Source organism: Algoriphagus formosus (genome assembly GCF_002807035.1).
In the GTDB taxonomy this organism is placed as follows: Bacteria; Bacteroidota; Bacteroidia; order Cytophagales; family Cyclobacteriaceae; genus Algoriphagus; species Algoriphagus formosus.
This window is the reverse complement of the sequence record NZ_NIUC01000005.1, coordinates 95712-116661: the sequence shown is the minus strand read 5'-3', so window position 1 is coordinate 116661 and position 20950 is coordinate 95712. Positions and strand designations below refer to the sequence as shown.

At 41.8% G+C, this 20950-nt stretch carries 27 protein-coding genes; 8 read left to right on the top strand and 19 right to left on the bottom strand.

Annotated features, from left to right (window positions below; all coding sequences use genetic code 11):
• Positions 1-6 precede the first annotated feature (6 nt).
• From CDH51_RS19450 to CDH51_RS20230, 9 genes are all read right to left on the bottom strand, one after another.
• Complete coding sequence (locus tag CDH51_RS19450; protein ID WP_100630238.1) at positions 7-399, bottom strand: hypothetical protein; 393 nt, start codon at positions 397-399, stop codon at positions 7-9.
• A gap of 66 nt (positions 400-465) precedes the next feature.
• Positions 466-639 (bottom strand): Arc family DNA-binding protein, encoded by a 174-nt coding sequence (locus tag CDH51_RS19445; RefSeq protein WP_100630237.1) that lies wholly within the window; start codon positions 637-639, stop codon positions 466-468.
• Positions 632-1132, bottom strand: a complete 501-nt coding sequence (locus tag CDH51_RS19440) for a hypothetical protein (protein ID WP_134202815.1) — start codon at positions 1130-1132, stop codon at positions 632-634. The genes CDH51_RS19445 and CDH51_RS19440 overlap by 8 nt, the downstream gene beginning before the upstream one ends.
• A gap of 3 nt (positions 1133-1135) precedes the next feature.
• Entirely contained in the window at positions 1136-1984 is an 849-nt protein-coding gene (locus CDH51_RS19435) for an SPFH domain-containing protein (protein WP_100630235.1), read from the bottom strand.
• Positions 1985-2101: 117 nt separating this feature from the next.
• Positions 2102-3058: a signal recognition particle-docking protein FtsY gene (ftsY, locus tag CDH51_RS19430; protein WP_026946856.1), complete on the bottom strand. Its 957-nt coding sequence runs from the start codon at positions 3056-3058 to the stop codon at positions 2102-2104.
• Positions 3059-3151: 93 nt separating this feature from the next.
• A complete protein-coding gene (locus tag CDH51_RS19425) occupies positions 3152-3304 on the bottom strand; it encodes a DUF4295 domain-containing protein (RefSeq protein ID WP_081701440.1) in 153 nt (50 codons plus the stop codon).
• A gap of 33 nt (positions 3305-3337) precedes the next feature.
• Entirely contained in the window at positions 3338-3520 is a 183-nt protein-coding gene (gene rpmG, locus CDH51_RS19420) for a 50S ribosomal protein L33 (protein WP_026946857.1), read from the bottom strand.
• A 29-nt stretch (positions 3521-3549) separates the two neighbouring features.
• On the bottom strand, positions 3550-3792 hold the full coding sequence (gene rpmB / locus CDH51_RS19415) for a 50S ribosomal protein L28 (protein WP_026946858.1): 243 nt from the start codon (positions 3790-3792) through the stop codon (positions 3550-3552).
• Positions 3793-3895: 103 nt separating this feature from the next.
• Positions 3896-4054 carry a DUF5522 domain-containing protein gene (locus CDH51_RS20230; protein ID WP_162142704.1) on the bottom strand — a complete coding sequence of 53 codons (159 nt, stop codon included), beginning with the start codon at positions 4052-4054 and terminating at the stop codon, positions 3896-3898.
• 72 nt (positions 4055-4126) lie between these two features.
• Between CDH51_RS20230 and rocD the strand changes: the two genes are divergently transcribed.
• The 3 genes from rocD to hemB all read left to right on the top strand — a co-directional run bounded on the left by rocD (position 4127) and on the right by hemB (position 7082).
• On the top strand, positions 4127-5395 hold the full coding sequence (rocD, locus tag CDH51_RS19410) for an ornithine--oxo-acid transaminase (protein WP_100630234.1): 1269 nt from the start codon (positions 4127-4129) through the stop codon (positions 5393-5395).
• A gap of 68 nt (positions 5396-5463) precedes the next feature.
• The gene (locus CDH51_RS19405; RefSeq protein WP_100630233.1) at positions 5464-6111 is read left to right on the top strand and encodes an HAD family hydrolase; all 648 of its coding nucleotides are present in this window, start codon (positions 5464-5466) and stop codon (positions 6109-6111) included.
• Between the two features lie 2 nt (positions 6112-6113).
• Positions 6114-7082: a porphobilinogen synthase gene (hemB, locus tag CDH51_RS19400; protein ID WP_100630232.1), complete on the top strand. Its 969-nt coding sequence runs from the start codon at positions 6114-6116 to the stop codon at positions 7080-7082.
• A 32-nt stretch (positions 7083-7114) separates the two neighbouring features.
• Here hemB and CDH51_RS19395 read toward each other — a convergent pair whose 3' ends face one another.
• Positions 7115-7489, bottom strand: a complete 375-nt coding sequence (locus tag CDH51_RS19395; protein WP_026946862.1) for a co-chaperone GroES — start codon at positions 7487-7489, stop codon at positions 7115-7117.
• A 77-nt stretch (positions 7490-7566) separates the two neighbouring features.
• Positions 7567-9483, bottom strand: coding sequence for a molecular chaperone DnaK (gene dnaK / locus CDH51_RS19390; protein WP_026946863.1), 1917 nt, complete (start codon positions 9481-9483; stop codon positions 7567-7569).
• Positions 9484-9883: 400 nt separating this feature from the next.
• Between dnaK and CDH51_RS19385 the strand changes: the two genes are divergently transcribed.
• On the top strand, positions 9884-10681 hold the full coding sequence (locus CDH51_RS19385) for an MOSC domain-containing protein (RefSeq protein ID WP_100630231.1): 798 nt from the start codon (positions 9884-9886) through the stop codon (positions 10679-10681).
• 48 nt (positions 10682-10729) lie between these two features.
• Here CDH51_RS19385 and CDH51_RS19380 read toward each other — a convergent pair whose 3' ends face one another.
• The 8 genes from CDH51_RS19380 to truA all read right to left on the bottom strand — a co-directional run bounded on the left by CDH51_RS19380 (position 10730) and on the right by truA (position 17673).
• Positions 10730-11470 carry a DUF6733 family protein gene (locus tag CDH51_RS19380; RefSeq protein ID WP_232724868.1) on the bottom strand — a complete coding sequence of 247 codons (741 nt, stop codon included), beginning with the start codon at positions 11468-11470 and terminating at the stop codon, positions 10730-10732.
• 290 nt (positions 11471-11760) lie between these two features.
• Positions 11761-12786 carry a uroporphyrinogen decarboxylase gene (gene hemE / locus CDH51_RS19375; RefSeq protein WP_100630230.1) on the bottom strand — a complete coding sequence of 342 codons (1026 nt, stop codon included), beginning with the start codon at positions 12784-12786 and terminating at the stop codon, positions 11761-11763.
• A 113-nt stretch (positions 12787-12899) separates the two neighbouring features.
• Positions 12900-13421 (bottom strand): hypothetical protein, encoded by a 522-nt coding sequence (locus CDH51_RS19370; RefSeq protein ID WP_100630229.1) that lies wholly within the window; start codon positions 13419-13421, stop codon positions 12900-12902.
• Between the two features lie 5 nt (positions 13422-13426).
• Positions 13427-13912, bottom strand: a complete 486-nt coding sequence (locus tag CDH51_RS19365) for a hypothetical protein (protein ID WP_100630228.1) — start codon at positions 13910-13912, stop codon at positions 13427-13429.
• A gap of 78 nt (positions 13913-13990) precedes the next feature.
• On the bottom strand, positions 13991-14509 hold the full coding sequence (locus tag CDH51_RS19360; protein WP_100630227.1) for a hypothetical protein: 519 nt from the start codon (positions 14507-14509) through the stop codon (positions 13991-13993).
• 1 nt (position 14510) lies between these two features.
• Complete coding sequence (locus tag CDH51_RS19355) at positions 14511-15092, bottom strand: hypothetical protein (RefSeq protein WP_100630226.1); 582 nt, start codon at positions 15090-15092, stop codon at positions 14511-14513.
• Between the two features lie 43 nt (positions 15093-15135).
• Positions 15136-16908 (bottom strand): ABC transporter ATP-binding protein, encoded by a 1773-nt coding sequence (locus CDH51_RS19350; protein WP_100630225.1) that lies wholly within the window; start codon positions 16906-16908, stop codon positions 15136-15138.
• 6 nt (positions 16909-16914) lie between these two features.
• Positions 16915-17673, bottom strand: coding sequence for a tRNA pseudouridine(38-40) synthase TruA (truA, locus tag CDH51_RS19345; protein ID WP_100630224.1), 759 nt, complete (start codon positions 17671-17673; stop codon positions 16915-16917).
• Between the two features lie 101 nt (positions 17674-17774).
• On the opposite strand from truA, the gene CDH51_RS19340 reads away from it, so the two are divergent.
• From CDH51_RS19340 to CDH51_RS19325, 4 genes are all read left to right on the top strand, one after another.
• On the top strand, positions 17775-18257 hold the full coding sequence (locus CDH51_RS19340; RefSeq protein ID WP_100630223.1) for a DUF4293 domain-containing protein: 483 nt from the start codon (positions 17775-17777) through the stop codon (positions 18255-18257).
• 111 nt (positions 18258-18368) lie between these two features.
• The gene (locus CDH51_RS19335) at positions 18369-19481 is read left to right on the top strand and encodes a trans-sulfuration enzyme family protein (protein WP_100630222.1); all 1113 of its coding nucleotides are present in this window, start codon (positions 18369-18371) and stop codon (positions 19479-19481) included.
• Between the two features lie 97 nt (positions 19482-19578).
• Positions 19579-19971, top strand: coding sequence for a PAS domain-containing protein (locus CDH51_RS19330; protein WP_026946877.1), 393 nt, complete (start codon positions 19579-19581; stop codon positions 19969-19971).
• Complete coding sequence (locus CDH51_RS19325) at positions 19968-20810, top strand: MBL fold metallo-hydrolase (RefSeq protein ID WP_100630221.1); 843 nt, start codon at positions 19968-19970, stop codon at positions 20808-20810. Before CDH51_RS19330 ends, CDH51_RS19325 begins: the two co-directional genes overlap by 4 nt.
• The last annotated feature ends 140 nt before the right edge of the window (positions 20811-20950 follow it).

Here is a 20950-nt window from a genome sequence, read left to right as displayed (position 1 = left end):
GGCGGGTTAAGACCCGCCTTCTTCTTCATATTCAGCTATTTCTTCTTTTAGTTTTTCGATGTCTTTTTCGAGCTTTTCGATTGATTTTTCCTCTTTCTGAATTTTCTTAGTCAATTTTGCGACATCATTTGGAGAAAGCTTCCCCGCTGTGTTATCCTTATCAAATTTTGCTCTGCTTTTCTCAAGCTTTTCCTTCATTTTGGCGAGTTTCTCCTCGTTTTTAGCGAGTGATTCTTTAGCCTTTTCATAATTGGCTTTCGCTTTCATTGCTTTTTGCTCTTCTTTGGCAGCAACTTTTTCTTCCTTGGTCATTTCTGATTGCTGAGCATGTACCAATTGGGGTACTGCAAATAATGTCAAAAGAAAAAGGGGCAGTATGAGTTTGATGAATCGTTTCATAATTTCTATTGGTTAGTTTACCTGAAATTACAAATTTCATCAATCAAATAAAAAAGCAGGTAAAATTCATTCTTCGGATGACTTTTGGTTTTTGGGTAATCTCCCGGCTTTTTTGAGTGCCTCGCGAATAATCCATTCCAGCTGACCGTTGGTGCTGCGGAATTCATCCGCAGCCCATTTCTCAATCGCTTGCATGGTGTCCTCATTAATTCGTAGTGCAAAAGCCTTTTTCTTACTCATTATTTTCCTCCTGCCAGTATCTTAGAAAAGCCTTCAGTTCGGACTCTTTTCGAGTGCCAATCATTATTTTCTTTTTCTCTCCAGTGTCTATTAGTAGGCCCATATCACCGATGATGCTAAAGGCCTTTGTTGTTTTATTTCCTTTGATTCCCCAACCTCCATAATCCGTCAATGGAGAGTAATTGATTACTTTCAGGCTTCGGATTTGAGATTTTGGAAGCGTTCTCCATTTATTGATAAAAGGGAAAAAGCGGTAATGGACCCCTTTTTCGTCTATTCTACTTTCTAGGCGAATAGCCATCATTAGAATAAAGACTAAAGCAGACACTCCAACCAATACTGCCATTCCCATAGCTGTTTCATTGGGATCTGAATCAGTGGTTTGCATGATTACAAGTACCAATACAATGATGGGTAGCTCAGTCATGAGCAACAAATACATAATCCAAGTGCCCCGATAACTCTGGCTTTCCTGAAATATTTGATGTGCCATGACTTATTGGTTCAGCGTACCAACATTTAATACCGGGCTTGCACTCTTGTCAGAGCAAAGAACTACCATCAGATTAGACACCATGGTGGCTTTTTTCTCCTCATCAAATTCAATAATATCTTTGACTTTCAAGTCCTCGAGTGCCATTTCAACCATTCCAACCGCACCCTCTACAATTTTTTGTCTTGCTGCTACAATTGCGGTTGCTTGCTGTCTTTGTAGCATGGCCGATGCGATTTCAGACGCATAGGCAAGGTGGGAAATTCTAGCTTCGATTACTTTAATGCCAGCGTGATGTAGTCTTTCAGATATTTCCTCCTCTAGCGATTGATTCACTTCCTCAACTCCAGATCGAAGTGTGATCTCGGCATCTTCATCCTCGAAATTGTCATAAGGATAAAGTCCAGCCATTTTCCTTACTGCTGCATCGGATTGAAGATGGACGAAATTTTCATAGTCTTCTACATCAAAAGTTGCTTTGAATGTATCTTCCACCTGCCAGACGACAATAGTTCCGACCATGACGGGATTACCGATTTTGTCATTAACCTTCAAAGGTTTGTTTTCGAAGTTTCTAACCCTCAAAGAGATCTTCTTTTTGGTCATAAAAGGATTTACCCAGAAAAAGCCATTGGCTTTGACGGTCCCTTTGTATTCACCAAAGAGAAGTAATACCATGGATTTGTTTGGCTCCACGATGAAAAAGCCTGGAATGATCAAAATCAAAAGAAAAATGCAGATTACTCCGGGAATCGGCATTTCATTGAGGAATGAGAAAACTGCAGCCGGGATCATCAAAAGATCAATTAAGATGATCAAATAGCCAGTGATGGGTTTTGTTATTTTTTCCATTTCAGTATGATATTAAATTGATATCACATTGAATTACGATAAAAAAAATTTAAGGTTCAAATTTTGGCAAAAAAAAATCCCCAAAACGGGGCTTTATAATTTATCTGAGGGGCTAAATTACTTCTTCGAGAAAAGAGAATCTACAAACTCCTTTCGGTTAAATAGTTGTAAGTCAGTTACCTTTTCTCCTACACCGATATATTTTACTGGGATTTTAAATTGATCAGAAATTCCGATGACTACGCCACCTTTTGCTGTGCCGTCTAGTTTGGTGATGGCAAGAGAAGTGACTTCGGTGGCTTTGGTAAACTCCTTTGCTTGGATAAATGCATTTTGACCTGTTGATCCATCGAGCACCAATAGTATCTCATGAGGAGCATCAGGGATGAATTTTTGCATCACCCGCTTGATTTTGGTGAGTTCATTCATCAGGTTGACCTTGGTATGTAATCTTCCTGCGGTGTCAATGATGATTACGTCTGCATTTTCTTCCTTTCCTTTTTTGACTGTATCAAAAGCTACGGAAGCTGGATCTGTATTCATGCCATGAGAAACTACCGGGACACCTACTCGGTTTCCCCATAGAATCAATTGGTCCACTGCAGCAGCACGGAAAGTATCGGCTGCGCCTAAAACCACTGATTTTCCGGCATTTTTGAATAGGCTGGCTAATTTTCCGATTGTGGTAGTTTTTCCAACACCATTGACTCCGACCACCATGATGACGTAGGGCTTTTTATCTTGAGGAATGTCAAAATCTAAAAAGTCTTGGGATTGATTTTCTTCCAAAAGCCCAATGATTTCTTCTCGGAGAATTGTGTCGAGTTCCTCCGTATTGACATATTTGTCGCGAGCTACCCGTTCTTCGATCCGCTCAATGATTTTGATGGTCGTATCCACTCCTACATCGGAAGTGATCAATACCTCTTCGAGTTCGTCAAGGATTTCCTCGTCCACCTTGGATTTCCCTACGACTGCCTTACTGAGTTTTGAAAAGATGGATTGACTCGACTTTTGAAGTCCTTGATCTAAGCTTTCTTTTTTTTCTTTTGAGAAAAAACCAAAGATTCCCATGTTGATTCGATTGTATGAATTGAAAAATACTAAAAAAGTCCCTACTGACCGAAGTACAGAGGGACTTTGCTATGAAATATGCCTGATGGCAACTTATTTTTTCAACGTATCCTGCACGAGTGTGCTAGGAACCATTTCTTCTTTAAAGGTATAAGCACCGGTTTTGTCAGACTTGACAGCACGGATTACTTTGGCGTAAGTCACACCACCTTCTTTTTTCAGGGTTGCTACTACTTTCTTTGCCATGATGAATATGGGTTAGGGATTGCTCCTTGTGAATTACTTAATTTCTTTGTGTACGGTCACACGCTTAAGAATAGGATTGAATTTTTTCAATTCCAATCGCTCTGTTGTATTCTTTCTGTTCTTGGTCGTGATATACCGAGAAGTACCTGGCATTCCGGATGTCTTGTGCTCTGTGCACTCCAAAATCACCTGAACTCTATTTCCTTTCTTAGCCATCTTTCTAAATGTTTATCGCTGAGATATGATTATTTGATAACGATCATCCCTTTGTTCTGAGCTTCTTTCAATACTGCAGAGATACCTTTTTTGTTGATCGTCTTCAGTGCCTTGGAGCTAACTTTCAATGTGATCCAAGCATCTTCTTCTGGTACGTAGAAGGTCTTCTTGTGTAGATTTGGATAAAATCTACGCTTGGTTTTGTTATTAGCATGGGACACATTGTTACCCACTTGAGGTCTTTTTCCGGTAATGTCGCAAACTTTTGCCATGATTCAGTATCGTAATGGATGTGCGTTTCTGTAATTGGTCTGCAAATATCGGAACTTTTTGCGAATAAGCAATAAAGCCCCTGAAAATATTCTGGTTAAATCCTCAGCTTTTTGGAAAAGGACAGTGCTTACACCCGCTTCCGCAACAATAGCCCCGCTTGAGATGGTATTTTTCTGTAAAAACCATCAAGCCCTGCTCATTGAAATAATAATCTCCGGGTTCTAAAGAAGGAGGATTGCTTGCTTTCTTTTCAGGTTTCATTCCGTGGGCAATAGGGCATTTTGTATATTTGAACTTTATTGTTCTAACATAATCCCAAAATTACTAAAAGATATGCAGACCATCACTTCCAGTAAGCAGGCAATCCAACTTGAAGACCAATACGGTGCTCATAATTATCATCCACTGCCCGTAGTATTGACAAAGGGGGAAGGTGTTTTTCTTTGGGATGTAGAAGGAAAGAGATATTATGATTTTCTATCCGCTTATTCGGCGGTCAATCAAGGACACTGTCATCCTAGGATCAAGGATGCTCTAATCGAGCAAGCGGGTACTTTGACGCTTACTTCTAGAGCATTCTATAATGATGTATTAGGTCCGTTCGAAAAGTATATCACCGAGTACTTCGGCTTTGAAAAAGTCCTGCCGATGAATACGGGCGCTGAAGGCGTGGAGACCGCTATCAAAATTGCTCGAAAGTGGGGCTACGAGCGAAAAGGAGTTGATGAAAACCGAGCCAAAATTATTGTTGCAGAAAATAACTTCCATGGTAGGACGACTACCATCATTTCATTCTCTAATGATGCCAATGCGCGAAAGAACTTTGGACCTTACACGGCAGGCTTTATAAAAATTCCTTATGATGATGTCGATGCCCTAAAAGCGGCACTTCAGGATCCAGAAGTAGTAGCATTTTTGGTGGAGCCCATCCAAGGGGAAGCTGGAGTATATACTCCTTCGGAAGATTTCATCCGAAAGTCCAAAGCAGCCTGCGAAGAGAAAAACGTACTATTCATAGCTGATGAAATCCAAACGGGCATAGCCCGTACAGGTTCCTTATTGGCGGTCTGTGGGAATTGTAGCTGTGAAGCTCACTGTGAGCGTCAGTCCACGTACACCAAACCAGACATGTTGATTCTAGGGAAAGCCATCTCGGGAGGTTTTTATCCTGTTTCTGCAGTATTGGCAGATCGAGATGTCATGGATGTTATCAAACCAGGGCAGCATGGATCTACTTTTGGAGGAAACCCTCTTGGAACTAAAGTAGCTATGGCAGCCTTGGAAGTTGTGAGAGATGAGAAGCTAGCCCAAAATGCTCGAAAACTGGGACAGATTTTCCGAGATCGTATGCAAAAAATGGTTGATAAATTCCCAATCGCAAAGCTTGTGAGAGGCAAAGGGTTACTTAATGCCGTCGTCATCAACGATTCAGAGGATAGCTCTACTGCTTGGGATATTTGTGTGAAGCTAGCAGAGAATGGCTTGCTTGCTAAGCCAACCCATGGAAATATCATTCGATTTGCTCCGCCGCTTGTGATGACTGAAGAGCAGCTTCATGAATGCTGTGATATTATCGAGCGAGTAATAGCCGAGTTTAATTAATTGAATAAAAGATCAAATGCTAAGGCCGCTTTGTTCGATAAGAATGGCGGCCTTTCTTTTAAAATAGTATGAATCAAGCAGTGATTTTCGATATGGATGGGGTTATATGTCATACCAATCCATACCATTCTAAAGCGTTTAGGATTTTTTTCGAGAAAAGAAATGTATACCCCACCGAGGAGGAATTTGCTCAGCATATGTATGGGAAAAATAACTCCTATATTCTAAGTCATTTTTTGGGTAGGAAAATTGAAGGTCAAGAACTTTTGGAACTGGAAGATGAAAAAGAGGGGCTTTTCAGAGAGATTTATCAGCATCATGTTGACCCAATTCCTGGATTTTTGGAATTCTTGACAATGCTGAAATCCAATAATTTTAAGACTGGTGTAGCAACTTCTGCTCCATTACTCAACTTGGAATTGATTGCGGGGAAATTGAATTTATACCCTCACTTCGAATCAACTTTTGCCAGTGAGCATGTCAATAAACACAAACCTGACCCCGAAGTATATTTAAAAAGTGCGTCCAAGTTGGAAGTAGCTCCGGATAGGTGCGTGGTGTTTGAAGATTCTTTCTCAGGAGTCATGGCAGCAAAAAATGCAGGAATGAAAGTAGTTGGAGTACTTTCATCGCATGGTAAAGAGGATTTGCCAACCTGTGACTTATATATCGAAGATTATTCTAAACTTTCATTCGAAGCAATTCATTCGCTATAATTATGCAATACCGTAGACCAAGAAGAAACCGAAAATCAGCATCAGTCCGTGAATTGGTGGAAGAAACATCTTTGAGCACTAAAGACTTGATCTTTCCTCTTTTCCTGATTGATGGTCAGAAGAAGAAAATCGAGGTGGACTCCATGCCGGGAATTTATCGATTCTCGATTGATGAGATGCTTTTGGAGATAGAGTCCTGCCTGAAACTGGGAATTCAGGCCTTTGATGTTTTTCCGGCTTATCCGGAGTCATTAAAAGATCCATTTGCAAAGGAAAGCTATAATCCGGAGACATTTTATCTTCAAGGGCTTCGTGCGATCAAAAAGGAGTTTCCTGAAATCTGTTTGATGTCGGATGTCGCCATGGATCCGTATAGCTCTGACGGTCATGATGGGATCGTGCAGAATGGAAAAATCCTGAATGACGAGACTTTGGAGATTTTAGCCAAAATGTCCCTGGCTCAGGCTGACGCTGGAGTGGATATTTTAGGTCCTTCTGATATGATGGATGGTCGTGTAGGCTATATCCGGGAAGAGTTGGACAGTCACGGATTCACGGATGTTTCGATCATGTCTTACACGGCTAAGTATGCCAGTGCTTTTTACGGACCGTTTCGGGATGCCTTGGATTCCGCTCCGAAGTTTGGAGACAAGAAGACCTATCAAATGAATCCTACAAATAGTCAGGAAGCCTTAATTGAGGCGGATTTGGATATGGAGGAAGGTGCTGATTTTTTGATGGTGAAGCCTGCCCTGAGTTATTTGGACATCATTAAACTGCTTCAAGACAATTTCCCGCTGCCAATAGCTGCATATAATGTCTCCGGTGAATATAGCATGATCAAGGCCTCAGCAGAAAAAGGCTGGATAGATGGAGAACGAGCTATGCTAGAAGTCCTGACATCTATTAAGCGTGCAGGGGCAAAAATTATATTAACCTACTTTGCCAAAGAATTTGCTTCTCTTAAATAAAAACAAAAAAGAGGCTTTTGAGCCTCTTTTTTTTATAAGTCTTGCTCTCGCTCTAGCATCAAAATAGCTCCTTGCGAAACGATGTAGTATTTCTCTCCCTCGTACATCACCTCATGTGCTCCTGAGAGTAGAAAGATGGCTAAATCACCTTCTTTTGCTTGAAGGGGTACATATTTCACCTTTTCTTCACTGTCCATCCAAGGCTCGTGATCGTCTACAGGCATCGGAATCGGATATCCGGGACCAGCTTTGATGATATAGCCTTGCTGAACCTTTTCTTTCTCATGCACTCCTGGAGGAAGGTAGAGTCCGGAGGAAGTTTTTTCATTGGGCTTTTTGAGGCGGATCAGAACCCGGTCTCCAACCACTATTATTTTTTTCAATTTATTGTCGGCTGTCAGTTGCATAGAAGATCGGTGTTTGAATCAAAAAAAGAGGCACCTGTACTATATACAGATGCCATCTTTTATTGGTTTAGCTTTGATTATTTTTTGTCTTCGCTTACCTCTTCGTAATCTACGTCAGAAACTCCATCTCCACTTTCGGCAGAGGCTCCGGCACCTGCATCAGCTCCTGGCTGTGCACCGGCACCTTGAGTTGCGTTATAGATTTCCTGAGAAGCTGCTTCCCAAGCTTTGTTTAGAGCTTCCATTCCAGAGTCGATCGCTCCCAAATCCTGAGCTTGATGTGCTGCTTTCAACTGATCCAAAGCTCCGGAGATAGCTGTTTTGTTACCTTCGGAAAGCTTGTCTCCGTATTCCTTCAACTGCTTTTCTGTCTGGAACACCAAGCTGTCTGCCTGATTTAGTTTTTCGATTTTCTCTTTTTCAGCTTTATCTGTTGCAGCATTTGCTTCTGCTTCTTTCTTCATTCGGTCGATATCTTCCTGAGAAAGTCCAGAAGATGCCTCGATCTTGATTTTTTGCTCTTTGCCGGTTCCTTTGTCCTTGGCAGATACATTCAGGATACCGTTGGCATCGATATCAAAGGTCACTTCGATCTGAGGTACACCACGTGGTGCTGGTGGAATATCTGCTAGTTGGAATCTACCGATTGTACGATTGTCCTTCGCTAGCGGTCTTTCACCTTGTAGCACGTGTATATCTACAGCAGGCTGATTATCAGCAGCTGTTGAGAATACTTCAGATTTTTTGGTAGGGATAGTCGTATTAGCTTCGATAAGCTTGGTCATCACTCCACCCATGGTTTCAATACCAAGTGATAGTGGTGTGACATCCAATAGAAGTACGTCTTTCACTTCACCTGTCAAGACACCACCTTGGATAGCTGCTCCGATAGCTACTACTTCGTCAGGGTTTACACCTTTAGATGGCTTCTTGCCGAAGAATTTTTCTACTTCTTCCTGGATTTTAGGGATTCGAGTAGAACCACCCACTAGGATTACTTCATCGATATCAGAAGCACTCAATCCAGCATCCTGAAGCGCCTTCTTACATGGCTCCATACTTCTTCTTACCAAGTCTTCGGATAGCTGCTCAAACTTTGCTCTAGAAAGGTTGCGTACCAAGTGTTTTGGACCAGTCTGAGTTGCAGTGATGTAAGGCAAGTTGATCTCAGTGGAAGAGGAGCTCGAAAGTTCGATTTTAGCTTTCTCTGCAGCCTCTTTCAGTCTTTGAAGAGCCATTGGATCTTGTCTCAAGTCAATTTGCTCCTCTGCTTTGAATTCGTCAGCTAGCCAGTTGATAATAACTTGATCAAAGTCATCACCACCAAGGTGTACATCACCATTAGTAGACTTCACTTCAAATACTCCATCACCCAGCTCAAGGATAGAAATATCAAACGTACCACCACCGAGGTCATACACGGCGATTTTCATATCCTGATTTTTCTTGTCCATCCCGTATGCCAATGCTGCTGCAGTTGGCTCGTTGATGATACGCTTCACTTCCAAACCGGCAATTTGTCCAGCTTCTTTTGTCGCTTGACGCTCGGAATCGTTAAAGTAAGCCGGTACAGTAATTACCGCCTCAGTCACTTCTTGACCCAAGAAATCTTCCGCAGTGCTCTTCATTTTTTGAAGGATCATAGCAGAAAGTTCCTGTGGAGTATAAGAACGGTCACCGATTTTGATGGCTACCGTGTCATTTGAGCCTTGCTCTACTTTATAAGAAGCATGCTTTTTTTCTTCAGAAACTTCAGAAAACTTTTTACCCATGAATCGCTTCACAGATGAAATCGTATTGGCAGGGTTGGTAATAGCCTGACGCTTGGCAGGATCACCTACTTTTCGTTCTCCATTTCCATTGTCAAGAAAAGCCACAATTGATGGTGTGGTTCTTCTTCCTTCACTGTTTTGGATGACTACAGGTTCATTTCCCTCCATCACGGCTACGCAGGAGTTGGTGGTACCCAAGTCAATGCCTATAATTTTTCCCATGATTATAAATTTTATTTAGTTGCTTTTTTAATTTAATTCCATTGAATCAATGCGTATGCCATCCCGGGTTTTTGAGATTTTTGTGTCACAATGTCAGATTTTATGTGGGTGGATTCCTGACTTTTCCTGCATATTGGCACAGTGGCTGATTTTTCCTGACAGATTTTTCTTCCTTCGATGCAACTTTGATGATCTAGACTGCATCTATTGGTCATGAGAGGTTTTTTTGATAATAAAAATAATCAGGATCGGCTTCGTTGGTTTTTGATTGTCTTTGTACTATTGGGTTTTAGCTTGGTTTACAGGACTGGTCTTGTCTTGTTTCTCTTCCAGTGGTTTTATTGAAGTTTCTCCAAACTTCCAGCTATCTTTCAGGGTAGGAATAAATAGCTAGAGTTCTATGGTAGTGCAAGATATTTTCATCTATCCGATCAAGTCCTTGGGTGGTATCCGCTTGGATCAAGCTGAGGTTGAAGAAAAGGGGTTTAAATATGACCGGAGGTGGATGCTGATCGATTCAGAAGGACTTTTTGTATCCCAAAGGACCTATCCTAAGCTTGCCCTACTTGGAGTTGAACTCACCCCTGAGGGACTTTTGGTTTATCAAAAGAAGCGTCAACATGACTCCATTCTTATTCCCTATACTTTGGCGCCGGGGGAAGAAGTTTCTGTGGTAGTCTGGGATGATACGATGAAAGCTAGGTTGCTTGCCGAGCAATATGATCAATGGTTTTCGGAATTTTTAGATAAAGAAGTTAGGCTGGTAATCATGCCTGAATCTACCAGACGAGCAGTGAGCCCCAAGTATGCTGTCAATGCAGAAGCAGTCAGTTTTGCGGATGGAATGCCTTATTTATTAATCGGTCAAGAGTCATTGGAAGACTTGAATCGACGATTGGATCAACCCGTGCCCATGGATAGATTTCGGCCAAATATTGTTTTTTCAGGAGGAGAAGCTTTCCAGGAAGACTCCCTTCAAAAAATCCAAATCGGGGAGGTGGCTTTCCAAATAGTAAAGCCCTGCGCGCGCTGTGTGATGACAACCGTAAATCAAAATACAGCTGAAACTAGCAAGGAGCCATTAAAAACTTTGGCTAGCTACCGAACAGTAGGTAGTAAGGTGTTTTTTGGTCAAAATATGGTAGCGCTAGGCGAGGGAGTAGTCCGTATAGGGGACAAAATCGAAGTCTTAAATTAAGAGTCGATCAATTCTGATCGACTCTTTTTTGGTTTTACTTAATGATTCCTAGAAGGAAAATCCGGTTGTCAACTTAAAGAAGGAGTCATTCCCTTCGACAAGGTCTGTTCCGAATGAAAAGCGCGCAAAGGGACCGCCTTTGGGATCAGCGAATTGCACGTATGGGCCTAACCATTGATAGACATCCGTGGAGGTAGCGACATTGGATCCGCCCGAATTGATCAAATGCTCATAGTGAGCACCGATGGAGAAGAAGTCACTGGCTTTGAACCCAAAGTTCACCCAATAGTGAATGTAGGCTAGTGTCGTACCATCAGCGAAGGTCTCATCTCGAAGTGGCGCGTAGTAGCCAAAATAAATTTGGCCTTCTGTTTTGTCTCTATTGAGATTGACGGTCAAATTAGGAACGATCCCGTCTCCAAAGACAGCAGGGCCCGCGGTACCGGAGCTCAGCAAGTTACCGCCCAAAATACCAATCTGCGGATTGATGTCTAGGCCATCAGCTGCTTTGAAATTGGCTCCAACTCCAAACTCCGTCCAATTGCCCCAGCCTCCACCAGTACCTCCAGACCAGAGGATTCCATAGAAGGTAAAGCTAGCCTTATCTGAAAATCCATAGGAACCTGCAAAGGTTGGGTAGAACCCAAAGAACTGATCGGAATTTAGCGTAGCGCTGAAATTGAATTCTTTCTCTTCTTGCGCCAAGGCAGAGTTAGAGATGGCGAGAAATGAGTATCCTGTTAAAAGAATACAGAGCATTCTCAGTTTAATTTTAAACTGATTTTTCATGATTTAATAGGTTTTGTTTGAGAATAGGTTTGAATTATACCCTGATAATAAGATTTCAGTGTATTAGTCAGGATATATGGCTCAAAAATATACCATAAAATAAAAAATCAATCTTTTTATTAATATTTTTTCAAATAGACTGAGGGTTTATTGGGGAAAGCGCAATAATTCTACCTTTAAATTGGGAATAAGAGAAAAAGCAAGCAGGCAATATCCGAGATGGAAAAAAGCATAGATATCCAGGCTCTGATTAAAAAATCACAGTTTGATATTAGATATGTGAAAGAAGTTTATTGGAAATCCTTTACGCTTTGGATGAAGACCTTGACCATTTCAGGATCAATATCCGGATAGACGCCATGCCCCAAATTGGCGATGTGTCTGCTTCCTTTGAATTGCTCCATCATATTTTGGGTGGCCTTTCGTACCTGATCGGGATTTCCGTAAAGTGCTGCCGGGTCAAGATTTCCCTGAAGCGTTTTGTCTGCACCGATCATTTTTCTGGATTCAGCTATACCCATATTCCAGTCTAAGCCGATTGTATCACAGTTCAACTTACCCATGGCCTCCCGAGCGAAAAATGCGCCTTTTGCAAAGACGGTTTTTGGAACTTCTTGTACCGCATCACAGATTTGGGCGATGTATTGGAGAGAAAATTCATCGTATTGCTCTGGTCCCAAGATCCCTGCCCAGCTATCAAAAATCTGTACGAGATCAGCACCCGCTTTGATTTGAGCTTTCAAATAATTGATGGTGCTGTCCGTGATCATCTGAAGTAATTGGTGGGAAAGCTTCGGCTCTCGGTACAGCATGGCCCGAGCCTTGGAGAAAGTTTTGCTTCCGCTGCCTTCCACCATGTAGGCAAAAATGGTCCATGGTGCTCCAGCAAATCCGATAAGTGGAACCCGTCCATTCAATTCTTTTTTGGTGATTTCGATGGCCTTGATCACGTAGCTAAGGTCATTGGCACCATCTGCTACCCGAAGATTTTTTAAGTCAGCCGCTGAGCTTACGGTATTTGGGAACCAAGGGCCTCTTTTTTCCACCATCTCGTATGGCAAACCCATGGCCTCGGGAATCACCAAAATGTCTGAAAAAATAATCGCTGCATCCACATCTAGTAGATCCACTGGCTGAATGGTAACCTCCGCCGCCAACTCAGGCGTCTGAGCCAATTCGATAAAACCTGAAACGGATTCTCGGACTGCTCGATACTCAGGGAGGATTCTTCCTGCCTGTCGCATAAGCCATACGGGTGTTCGTTCTACTTTTTCGCCTTTGGCTGCCCGGAGCAGCAGATCATTTTGAAATTGCATGGGGCAAAGATAGGAAGCAAATGCGTTTTGCCTTTAAAATTTTGGACATAAAAAAACAGGATTAGAGCATGGCTTCAATCCTGTTTGTGGGAAGAGTTGGTTTAGAAAATAGCTTAATTTTTTGCGTCAATTCTGATGAAGTCGGATTCGTCAATACTTAGCAACTTCAAAGTATTTTCATAGTCAGAATAATTTATCCTTCCAGATAAGAAATCAGAAGGAAGGACTATTACTCTGAAAATTTGTCCATCTGTCCATTCAGATCCAAGAATAGAATAATTAATCGGGCCATCTAAAAAAATCGAAAAATCACTGATAGTATAGTCAAAATTATAAATCATTACACCTTCTTCGAAGAAGTAGTTTTGAGGGAGAATTCTCCATACATCTCTTCCATTATCAACTCCGGAAAGTCTATATACTAACACTGCATCGCTTTCAACTATGTCTTCTGGAAACTCAAATAGATCAGTATAATCATTTGATTCTGTAAAGTCAATTTCCACTTCATAGGTTGTCCCTAATATATTTATTCCTGGTTCGCCTTCTGGACCCATGGGGCCTTCAGGCCCTTCGCAGGCTTGCAGGGAAATTATTCCAATAAAGAAAAACAGGTGTTTAAAAGTTCTATACATGTTTATTAGAGATTATTTGTTGAAGGAGATATTAAAATATTGATTGGCACTTCATAGGGGCCGTTTGGAGTTAAATATATAATTATTGCAGTTCCAACTATTTTATCTTCTCGGACAACTATTGTGCCTCTTTCACCTTGATTTCCATATCCAATATTTATGAGCCTTCTTTCGGTTGTTGAACCAGAGCCGCGAGGTCCGCTAGAAGTTCTTAGGTTTGTCCATTTAGAAACGAGAAATTTAAAATCAAGTGTTGAATCTACAATTATATTGGAATTGTCATATTCATAAACTCTTTCTTGCTCTATTTCAATTACATAATCCTGCTCAGTACTTGAAATATATATTAAGGAGGGGATTATTTTATATATGGGAAGTTGAAATCCTCTAACTGTATACTGTGTATTATTTAAATAATCAGTAGAAGACTGACTAAAAGCATTAAGGGAAGTTAGAACAAAAAGTCCAAAAATTGCAGTTAATTTTCTCATTTTTGATTTATTAAATAGAGTATAGTCTTTATTACGGTAATAAATATCCTAGGGTTGATTAAAAAACCTAAATTGTTTTCAGTCTTTTACCGGGGCAATCACATGTACTTCATTTTCAGCGATTATCTTGTCAATGAAAACCTCTGATAGACTTATTTGTGCTGAATCAGCAAATTCCCGGATTCGTTCCTTAACCTTTTCCGGCCCGGGCATTACCCATCGGTTGGCTTGAATTTTGGCTAACAAAAAGCTTTGTTCTCTAAAGATTCGCGTCTCAATTTCTTCTCCGGAAAGTGCTTGATTGATCCCAACAAAAACCCGCATGGTGTCGAGCTTTCCCGCAGGTTCTACCTCATAGATGGTATGTAGGAAGGTGCCGGGATGGAGATTTTTTTGTTTTTCCATTTCCTGAAATGCCTCCGATAGCCTTTCATCTTGGGGAGTTCCTACATAGTAAAAACCAGAAAGCGGCTCTGGACTTTTCTTGATTAGGGAGATTTCTATCGGGGTATTTCCACCCAATTTGTTGAAAACGATGTAGGCGACAGTTCCTATTACTACCAAACCTATTAGAGCAAGGCCTAATTTATTTTTCATTTTAGAATAAATAACGGACCCCGATCCCACCTTGGAATTTGATGTGGCCGACACGGTCCAGTAGCTCTACAAAAAGTCCCACCTCACCAAAAACCGAAATTGGTAACTCATCCAAGTAATATTCAGCTCCTCCAAATACCTCAGGACCAAAATCTATGTTGCTTCTGTCCTCTGAGAATATGTTGCCGTTTCCATTTCCCACATTGTAGGTATAATTGACCTGAGTGGTACGTATCTGGACTCCCGCTCCTCCATATCCTAGCAAATAGCCTTGAGTAATGTCAAAGGCATCGGTGATATCTTCGTGATAGGCTACCCGACCATGGATAGAGGCGCCTTTTCGGGTCGAATGACCAATATAGAATGCATTTGAGTTGGGTGGGTTGTTTTCGAAATCCCGTTGATAGTAGCTCGGGCCATTCACTCCACCACTTCCCAGCATGACTTCCCAAGACCAATAGTCGTCAAAGAAATCTTTGTAGGTCAGTGAAAAAGGTTCGCCCAGTCTGATACCGGCTCCCCTTTCTTGGGCTAGAGAGGCAAATGGGAGCATGAAAAGAAGCAATAGTAATTTGTTTCTCACGATGAATAAATAGTTGGTTTTGATGATTCAAGCAAATTCCAGGCTAGATTGCCATGCTTTTAAGTTGCATTTGATGCAATTGGGTGTAGTATCCACCTTTTTCCAGAAGTTCGTCATGTCGACCTTGCTCCATGATCTCTCCTTTGTGCAAAACAATAATTTGATCAGCTTTTTGGATGGTAGAAAGTCGGTGAGCGATTACGATGGAGGTTCGGCCTTTCATCATTTTTTCGATGGATTCCTGGATCAATTCTTCAGTTTCAGTATCAACTGAGCTAGTCGCCTCATCCAGGATAATGATCTCCGGATTGTACACCATGGCTCTTACAAAGGAAATTAATTGGCGCTGACCCACCGAGAGAGTTGCTCCACGTTCCATCACATTGTAATCCAGTCCTCCGGGAAGTCGCTCGATGAATTTTCGAGCGCCAACCATCTCGGCAGCTTCCATTACCTGTTCACGGGTGATTTTTGGATTGCCGAGGGTGATATTGTAGTAAATGGTGTTCGAAAAAAGGAAAACGTCCTGTAGTACCACTCCAATGTGCTTGCGAAGGGTGCCCAATTCAAAATCCCGGATATCAGCCCCATCGATGGTAATGGCTCCTTTATTGATTTCATAGAAGCGTGAAAGCAAATTGATGACGGAAGACTTTCCAGCGCCTGTGGCACCAACCAAGGCAACAGTTTGTCCGCTTTTTACCTCAAAATTGATGTTTTTCAAAACGTAGTCCTCATCCACATAGGCAAACCAAAGGTCCTGAAATTGGATATTTCCCTTGACTTTTTCTGGCTTGAAATCACCTTCATTGGCAATATACTCGTCACTGTCCAACAGCTTAAAGATCCTAGATGAACTGACCACTCCCATTTGCAGGGTGTTGAATCGGTCCGCAATCATCCGAATGGGGCGGAAGAAAAGCTGAAGGTACATGATAAAGGAGATCAATACCCCTACCTGCAATTCCATCCCTAAAACCCCGACTGCTCCGTACCAAACTACCAAGCCGATACCTATTGCTTGGATGATTTCAGCTACCGGGAAATAAATAGAATAATAAAGTACCGAGCGAATATGTGCCGTTCGATGCTCTCGGTTGATTTCTTTGAATTTGTCAAATTCTCGCTCTTCTCGATTGAAAATTTGCACAATATTCATCCCGGTAATGTGCTCCTGAAGGAAGGAATTGAGATTAGACACTGCATTTCGGACATCGTTGAAGGTGACTTTGATTTTCTCCTTGAAGATGTAAGTCGAAATAATCATCAGTGGTAAAGTACACAAGCTGACCAAGGTGAGCTTCCAGTCGATGTAAAACATCACACCCAAAATGGTCACAAGCTGAAGTAAGTCACCGATAATCGCTGCAAGGCCTTCGCTGAAAACATCTGCCAATGTTTCGATATCGGAGACGTTTCGGGTAACTAGCCTTCCAATGGGTGTATTGTCAAAAAACTTCAGCTTGAGTTTCAGTAAGTGATTGAAGAGTTTGACTCGAAGGTCTCGGATAATGACCTGACCGATCCAGCCTGAATAAAAAGTATGAGCCCATTGCACGATCGCCTGCAAAATCATCAGGCCTACTAGGATGTAGATCATCCGAACCAGCCCAGAACTGTCCCCAATGGCCACATAATCATCAATCGCTACCTGGATGAAATAGGGGCGGGTCGGAGCCAACAAAGCCAAGGAAATGGTCAAAAACACCAGCAGGTAAAACTGAAACTTGTAGGGCTGTACATAGCGGTACAATTGCTTCAGGACTTTGGTGTCTAAAATTTCACCGGAAGAAGTTTTTTCTTTTTCTAAGCTCAAGATTTCTTAATCTAAATAAATGCTCTCGGGATAAATGACTTTGCACAAAAACAATCCTTTTGCGGGTGCAGCCTTACCGGCTTGTGCTCTGTCCTTGGAAGCTATGATTTTTGGCATATCCTCTGGAAGTCGCTTTCCGAGACCAATATCCACCAAAGTTCCGACAATTGCCCGTACCATCCCACGCAAAAATCGATTAGCGGTTATATGGAATAACAATTCCCCGTCTTTTTGTTCCCAATAGGCCTTCTTTATTTGACAGCGGAAGTGATTGACTTCCGTATGAACCTTACTAAAAGCCTCGAAATCTTGCTCCCCCAAAAGAAAATTTGCCCCTAGATTCATTTTTTCTAAATCTGGATTGGCAAAAAGAGTCCAGGCCAACTCATCCTGAAAAGGACTTTTTTGAAATATAATTCGGTAGAAATAGGAACGTTCGATTGCATCAAAGCGGGCATTGGCATCTTTTTCTACTTCCCGAATCCGTTTAATGGCTATTTCTTTTGGTAAGATTCCATTCAGTGCTTTCAGCAATCTTTCAGGCTCAAATGCCACATCGCAGTCAAAATGACAGACTTGATGACTTGCATGTACTCCCGTGTCCGTTCTCCCGCTACCCATGATGGTGGTGGGTTTTTGAAAGAAAGTGGAAAGTGCCGATTCGATTGATTCCTGGACGGAAAAGGCATTTTTCTGTATCTGCCAGCCATGAAAGGGTTTGCCATGGTAGCTTAATTCCAGAAAATAACGCTTTTTTTGACTCATACCCCGCAAAGATACAATTCCGTAAGGATTCCTGATATCAGATTTATTCAATCCTTGTGAAAGCGGGGAATTGGCCTTTTCTTTGCCAAAAAATTGATAAAATGATCCAACGCGTTCAAACCATATTTCTTTTCCTAGTAGTCATCTGTATGGGTATTACCATCGGTTCGACCCTTTGGGTGCAAACAGAGACAGGTTCAGGGACTGATGATTCCTGGCAATTATCTGCATTTATGCTCAGCAATCTAGACACCTCAGGTGAGGTTATTCAGGAATCTTCCAAGTGGTACATTGCGACTTTGGCTGCTTTTGCAGGTCTGATGGCCTTAATTTCTATTTTTCAGTATAAAAATCGCACTCGGCAGATGCTTTTTAATATGATCAATAGCCTAGTGATGGTTGGCTTGGTTGTAGCTGTATTCTTGACCACCAATGGAATAAATAATGCCATCAATGCTACCTCATCTGGTACCTATCAATTGGGTTTTTGGGTAGTCTTGGCAGCGATGGTCTTTAATATGCTGGCTAATCGTTTTATCCGCAAGGATGAAGCTTTGGTCAGGTCGGTTGATCGGATTAGATAAAAAATCGACGCCCAGTTTTCAAAAGAATTGGGCGTTTAAATTTTGTGTGACTTTTCTCAGGTTGTTTTTTGGTTGGTTTTGATAACTTGATGGCAAAATCCAAAAAGCCTCATGAAATTCGAAACTCGCGCCATCCATAAAGGTAACCATGTGACTGATAATTCTGGCTCCGTGGTACAGCCAATTACCCTTAGTACCACTTTTGAGCATGGAAATGAAGCTGGTTTACTTTACACCAGAGCTGGTAACCCCAATAGAATCTCCCTTGAAGAATTGATTGCCTCTCTAGAGCAGGGTGCAGATGCTGCGGCTTTTTCCTCAGGAAATGCTGCCGGAACTGCCGTATTTCAGGCACTCGAGCCTGGCTCACATATCATCGCACCGGATGATATGTATCATGGGCTACATAATTCCATGACCAAGCTTTTCAAGGGAATTCACACGGTCAGTTTTGTGGATATGAGCGATCTAGAAGCTATCAAAGCTGCACTGCAACCAAATACTAGACTTATTTGGGTGGAAACTCCTTCTAACCCATTGTTGAAGATCAGTGATATCCGAAAAATTGCAGAAATCGCTCATGAGCATCAAGCGATTTTGGCCTGTGATAATACTTTTGCGACTCCCGTTTTCCAAAATCCACTCTTGCTTGGAGCAGATATTGTCATGCATAGTAGTACCAAGTATTTTGGAGGGCATAGTGATATCCTTGGAGGAGCTTTGGTGACCAAAGAGAAAAATGATTTTTGGACAAAAATAAGAACCACTCAACGAGTAGGAGGGGCTGTGCCTTCTGCCAGTGACTGCTACTGGTTGGCTCGGAGTATTCGGTCCTTGGCTTACCGGATGAAAGGACATGCCGAGCATGCAATGGTATTGGCGGATTACTTTCTGGTAAATCCGAAAGTGGAAAAAGTTTTCTATCCAGGTCTCAAAAGTCACCCCGGACATGAGATAGCTGCTTCTCAAATGAGCGGTTTTGGAGGGGTAGTTTCCTTTCAGGTCAAAGGAGGTGCTGAGGCTGCGGATAAATTGATTTCCGAGTTAAAACTCTTTGCAAACGCAACAAGCTTAGGTGGAATAGAAAGTCTGATCGAGCGAAGAGCAGCTGTGGAGGGACCTGATACACTCACACCTCCGAATCTTATTCGGGTTTCAGTTGGCTTGGAACATACAGACGATCTGTTGGAGGATTTAGATCAGGCTTTCTCTAAAATAAATTGAATCGACTTAATCTAATTCATAGAGTTTTTTAATTGTAAAATAATTATTTCAAGAATTTTCTTAACTTTTAATTGATTTTGGACAATGTTCTACTGATATGCCAGCACAACCTTTGGAGTTGATTTTGGGTCGACAATTCATTGATACGATTTCCTTACCTGCTTTTCTTGTTGATACAGAGGGGAACTTATTGTTTTACAATGAATCGGCTGAGACTGTTTTTGGGTTGAAATTTGGGGAGACAGGAGGAATGCGGGTAGAAGAATGGGCTACCATTTTTACTCCATACAATGAAAAAGGAGAACTCATCTCTCCTGAAGGTCTTCCGCTTGTGCAAACACTTCAAACCAAAAAACCTACTTCTGGTAGCTTCTTTATTAAGAATATGCAGGGGAGAGATGAACATATTCAAGTCACCGCATTTCCCATTATCGCAAGACCTGACCGCTTTCTAGGAGCAATGGCAATCTTTTGGACCCTTGATGAATGATGAAAGTCAAAATCTGGGGTTGTCGTGGTTCCCTTCCTGCGCCAGGTCCAGAGAATAATTTTTACGGAGGGAATACATCCTGTGTGCAGGTTTCGGATGGAGAGACTTGTTTGGTTTTAGATGCGGGATCAGGTATTCAGCGATTAGGGAGGTTTTTAGATCAAGATGTTCGGCAGATTCATATTTTTCTTACCCATTTACATATTGATCATACGATGGGGCTAGGTTTCTTCTTGCCTTTGTACAATCCAAACGTAGAGGTGCATTTGTGGGGACCAAGTACCTCTGATACACCACTTCTCCAAAGACTTCGAAAATACTTTTCACCGCCGCTTTTCCCAGTGAGATTGGGAGATTTACCCAATCATCCCATTATTCACGAGCTTTCTGACGATCAAATCCAAATTGGGAGTTTTGCTATTCATTCAGAATTTGTCTGTCATCCAGGGCCTACTTTAGGATTTAGAATCAGTCATGGGGATACTGTCCTGGCTTACATTCCTGACCATGAGGTTCGCTTGGGGTCAAACGATTTTCCGAATGATCCAGAATGGACCAGTGGGTATGAGATTGCCAAAAAAGCAGACTTGTTGCTTCATGACGGTGCCTACACCATAGCTGAGTATGAGGAGAAAGCTGGTTGGGGGCATAGTGCTGTTCAGGATACCATTGAGTTTGCAAGCATGTGTAAAGTGAAGCATTTGGGGATTTTTCATCATGAACCCAATAATACAGACTCCCGGTTGGATGAGATACTCGCTGAAAGGCTAGCAGGGAAGGAACTCGATTTTTCGGTGGAGATGTGTCGTGAGGGTGCTGAGTATATCTTTGATACTTGAGTTTTTGTACCTTATTGATGGAGTTTTAAGTTGGTTTTTACTCTTGATTTCTTCTTTTTGCAAGAGAAACCTATTACCACAAGAATTTGAAATCGAGCATGACTAAAAAGTCACACACTGGAATAATTATTTACCAAGCG

Excerpts from the sequence above, each read along its gene's own strand:
- CDH51_RS19450 (WP_100630238.1), bottom strand. The coding sequence starts at position 399 with ATGAAACGATTCATCAAACTCATACTGCCCCTTTTTCTTTTGACATTA.
- CDH51_RS19445 (WP_100630237.1), bottom strand. The coding sequence starts at position 639 with ATGAGTAAGAAAAAGGCTTTTGCACTACGAATTAATGAGGACACCATG.
- CDH51_RS19440 (WP_134202815.1), bottom strand. The coding sequence starts at position 1,132 with ATGGCACATCAAATATTTCAGGAAAGCCAGAGTTATCGGGGCACTTGG.
- CDH51_RS19435 (WP_100630235.1), bottom strand. The coding sequence starts at position 1,984 with ATGGAAAAAATAACAAAACCCATCACTGGCTATTTGATCATCTTAATT.
- ftsY (WP_026946856.1), bottom strand. The coding sequence starts at position 3,058 with ATGGGAATCTTTGGTTTTTTCTCAAAAGAAAAAAAAGAAAGCTTAGAT.
- CDH51_RS19425 (WP_081701440.1), bottom strand. The coding sequence starts at position 3,304 with ATGGCAAAGAAAGTAGTAGCAACCCTGAAAAAAGAAGGTGGTGTGACT.
- rpmG (WP_026946857.1), bottom strand. The coding sequence starts at position 3,520 with ATGGCTAAGAAAGGAAATAGAGTTCAGGTGATTTTGGAGTGCACAGAG.
- rpmB (WP_026946858.1), bottom strand. The coding sequence starts at position 3,792 with ATGGCAAAAGTTTGCGACATTACCGGAAAAAGACCTCAAGTGGGTAAC.
- CDH51_RS20230 (WP_162142704.1), bottom strand. The coding sequence starts at position 4,054 with ATGAAACCTGAAAAGAAAGCAAGCAATCCTCCTTCTTTAGAACCCGGA.
- rocD (WP_100630234.1), top strand. The coding sequence starts at position 4,127 with ATGCAGACCATCACTTCCAGTAAGCAGGCAATCCAACTTGAAGACCAA.
- CDH51_RS19405 (WP_100630233.1), top strand. The coding sequence starts at position 5,464 with ATGAATCAAGCAGTGATTTTCGATATGGATGGGGTTATATGTCATACC.
- hemB (WP_100630232.1), top strand. The coding sequence starts at position 6,114 with ATGCAATACCGTAGACCAAGAAGAAACCGAAAATCAGCATCAGTCCGT.
- CDH51_RS19395 (WP_026946862.1), bottom strand. The coding sequence starts at position 7,489 with ATGCAACTGACAGCCGACAATAAATTGAAAAAAATAATAGTGGTTGGA.
- dnaK (WP_026946863.1), bottom strand. The coding sequence starts at position 9,483 with ATGGGAAAAATTATAGGCATTGACTTGGGTACCACCAACTCCTGCGTA.
- CDH51_RS19385 (WP_100630231.1), top strand. The coding sequence starts at position 9,884 with ATGGTAGTGCAAGATATTTTCATCTATCCGATCAAGTCCTTGGGTGGT.
- CDH51_RS19380 (WP_232724868.1), bottom strand. The coding sequence starts at position 11,470 with ATGAAAAATCAGTTTAAAATTAAACTGAGAATGCTCTGTATTCTTTTA.
- hemE (WP_100630230.1), bottom strand. The coding sequence starts at position 12,786 with ATGCAATTTCAAAATGATCTGCTGCTCCGGGCAGCCAAAGGCGAAAAA.
- CDH51_RS19370 (WP_100630229.1), bottom strand. The coding sequence starts at position 13,421 with ATGTATAGAACTTTTAAACACCTGTTTTTCTTTATTGGAATAATTTCC.
- CDH51_RS19365 (WP_100630228.1), bottom strand. The coding sequence starts at position 13,912 with ATGAGAAAATTAACTGCAATTTTTGGACTTTTTGTTCTAACTTCCCTT.
- CDH51_RS19360 (WP_100630227.1), bottom strand. The coding sequence starts at position 14,509 with ATGAAAAATAAATTAGGCCTTGCTCTAATAGGTTTGGTAGTAATAGGA.
- truA (WP_100630224.1), bottom strand. The coding sequence starts at position 17,673 with ATGAGTCAAAAAAAGCGTTATTTTCTGGAATTAAGCTACCATGGCAAA.
- CDH51_RS19340 (WP_100630223.1), top strand. The coding sequence starts at position 17,775 with ATGATCCAACGCGTTCAAACCATATTTCTTTTCCTAGTAGTCATCTGT.
- CDH51_RS19335 (WP_100630222.1), top strand. The coding sequence starts at position 18,369 with ATGAAATTCGAAACTCGCGCCATCCATAAAGGTAACCATGTGACTGAT.
- CDH51_RS19330 (WP_026946877.1), top strand. The coding sequence starts at position 19,579 with ATGCCAGCACAACCTTTGGAGTTGATTTTGGGTCGACAATTCATTGAT.
- CDH51_RS19325 (WP_100630221.1), top strand. The coding sequence starts at position 19,968 with ATGATGAAAGTCAAAATCTGGGGTTGTCGTGGTTCCCTTCCTGCGCCA.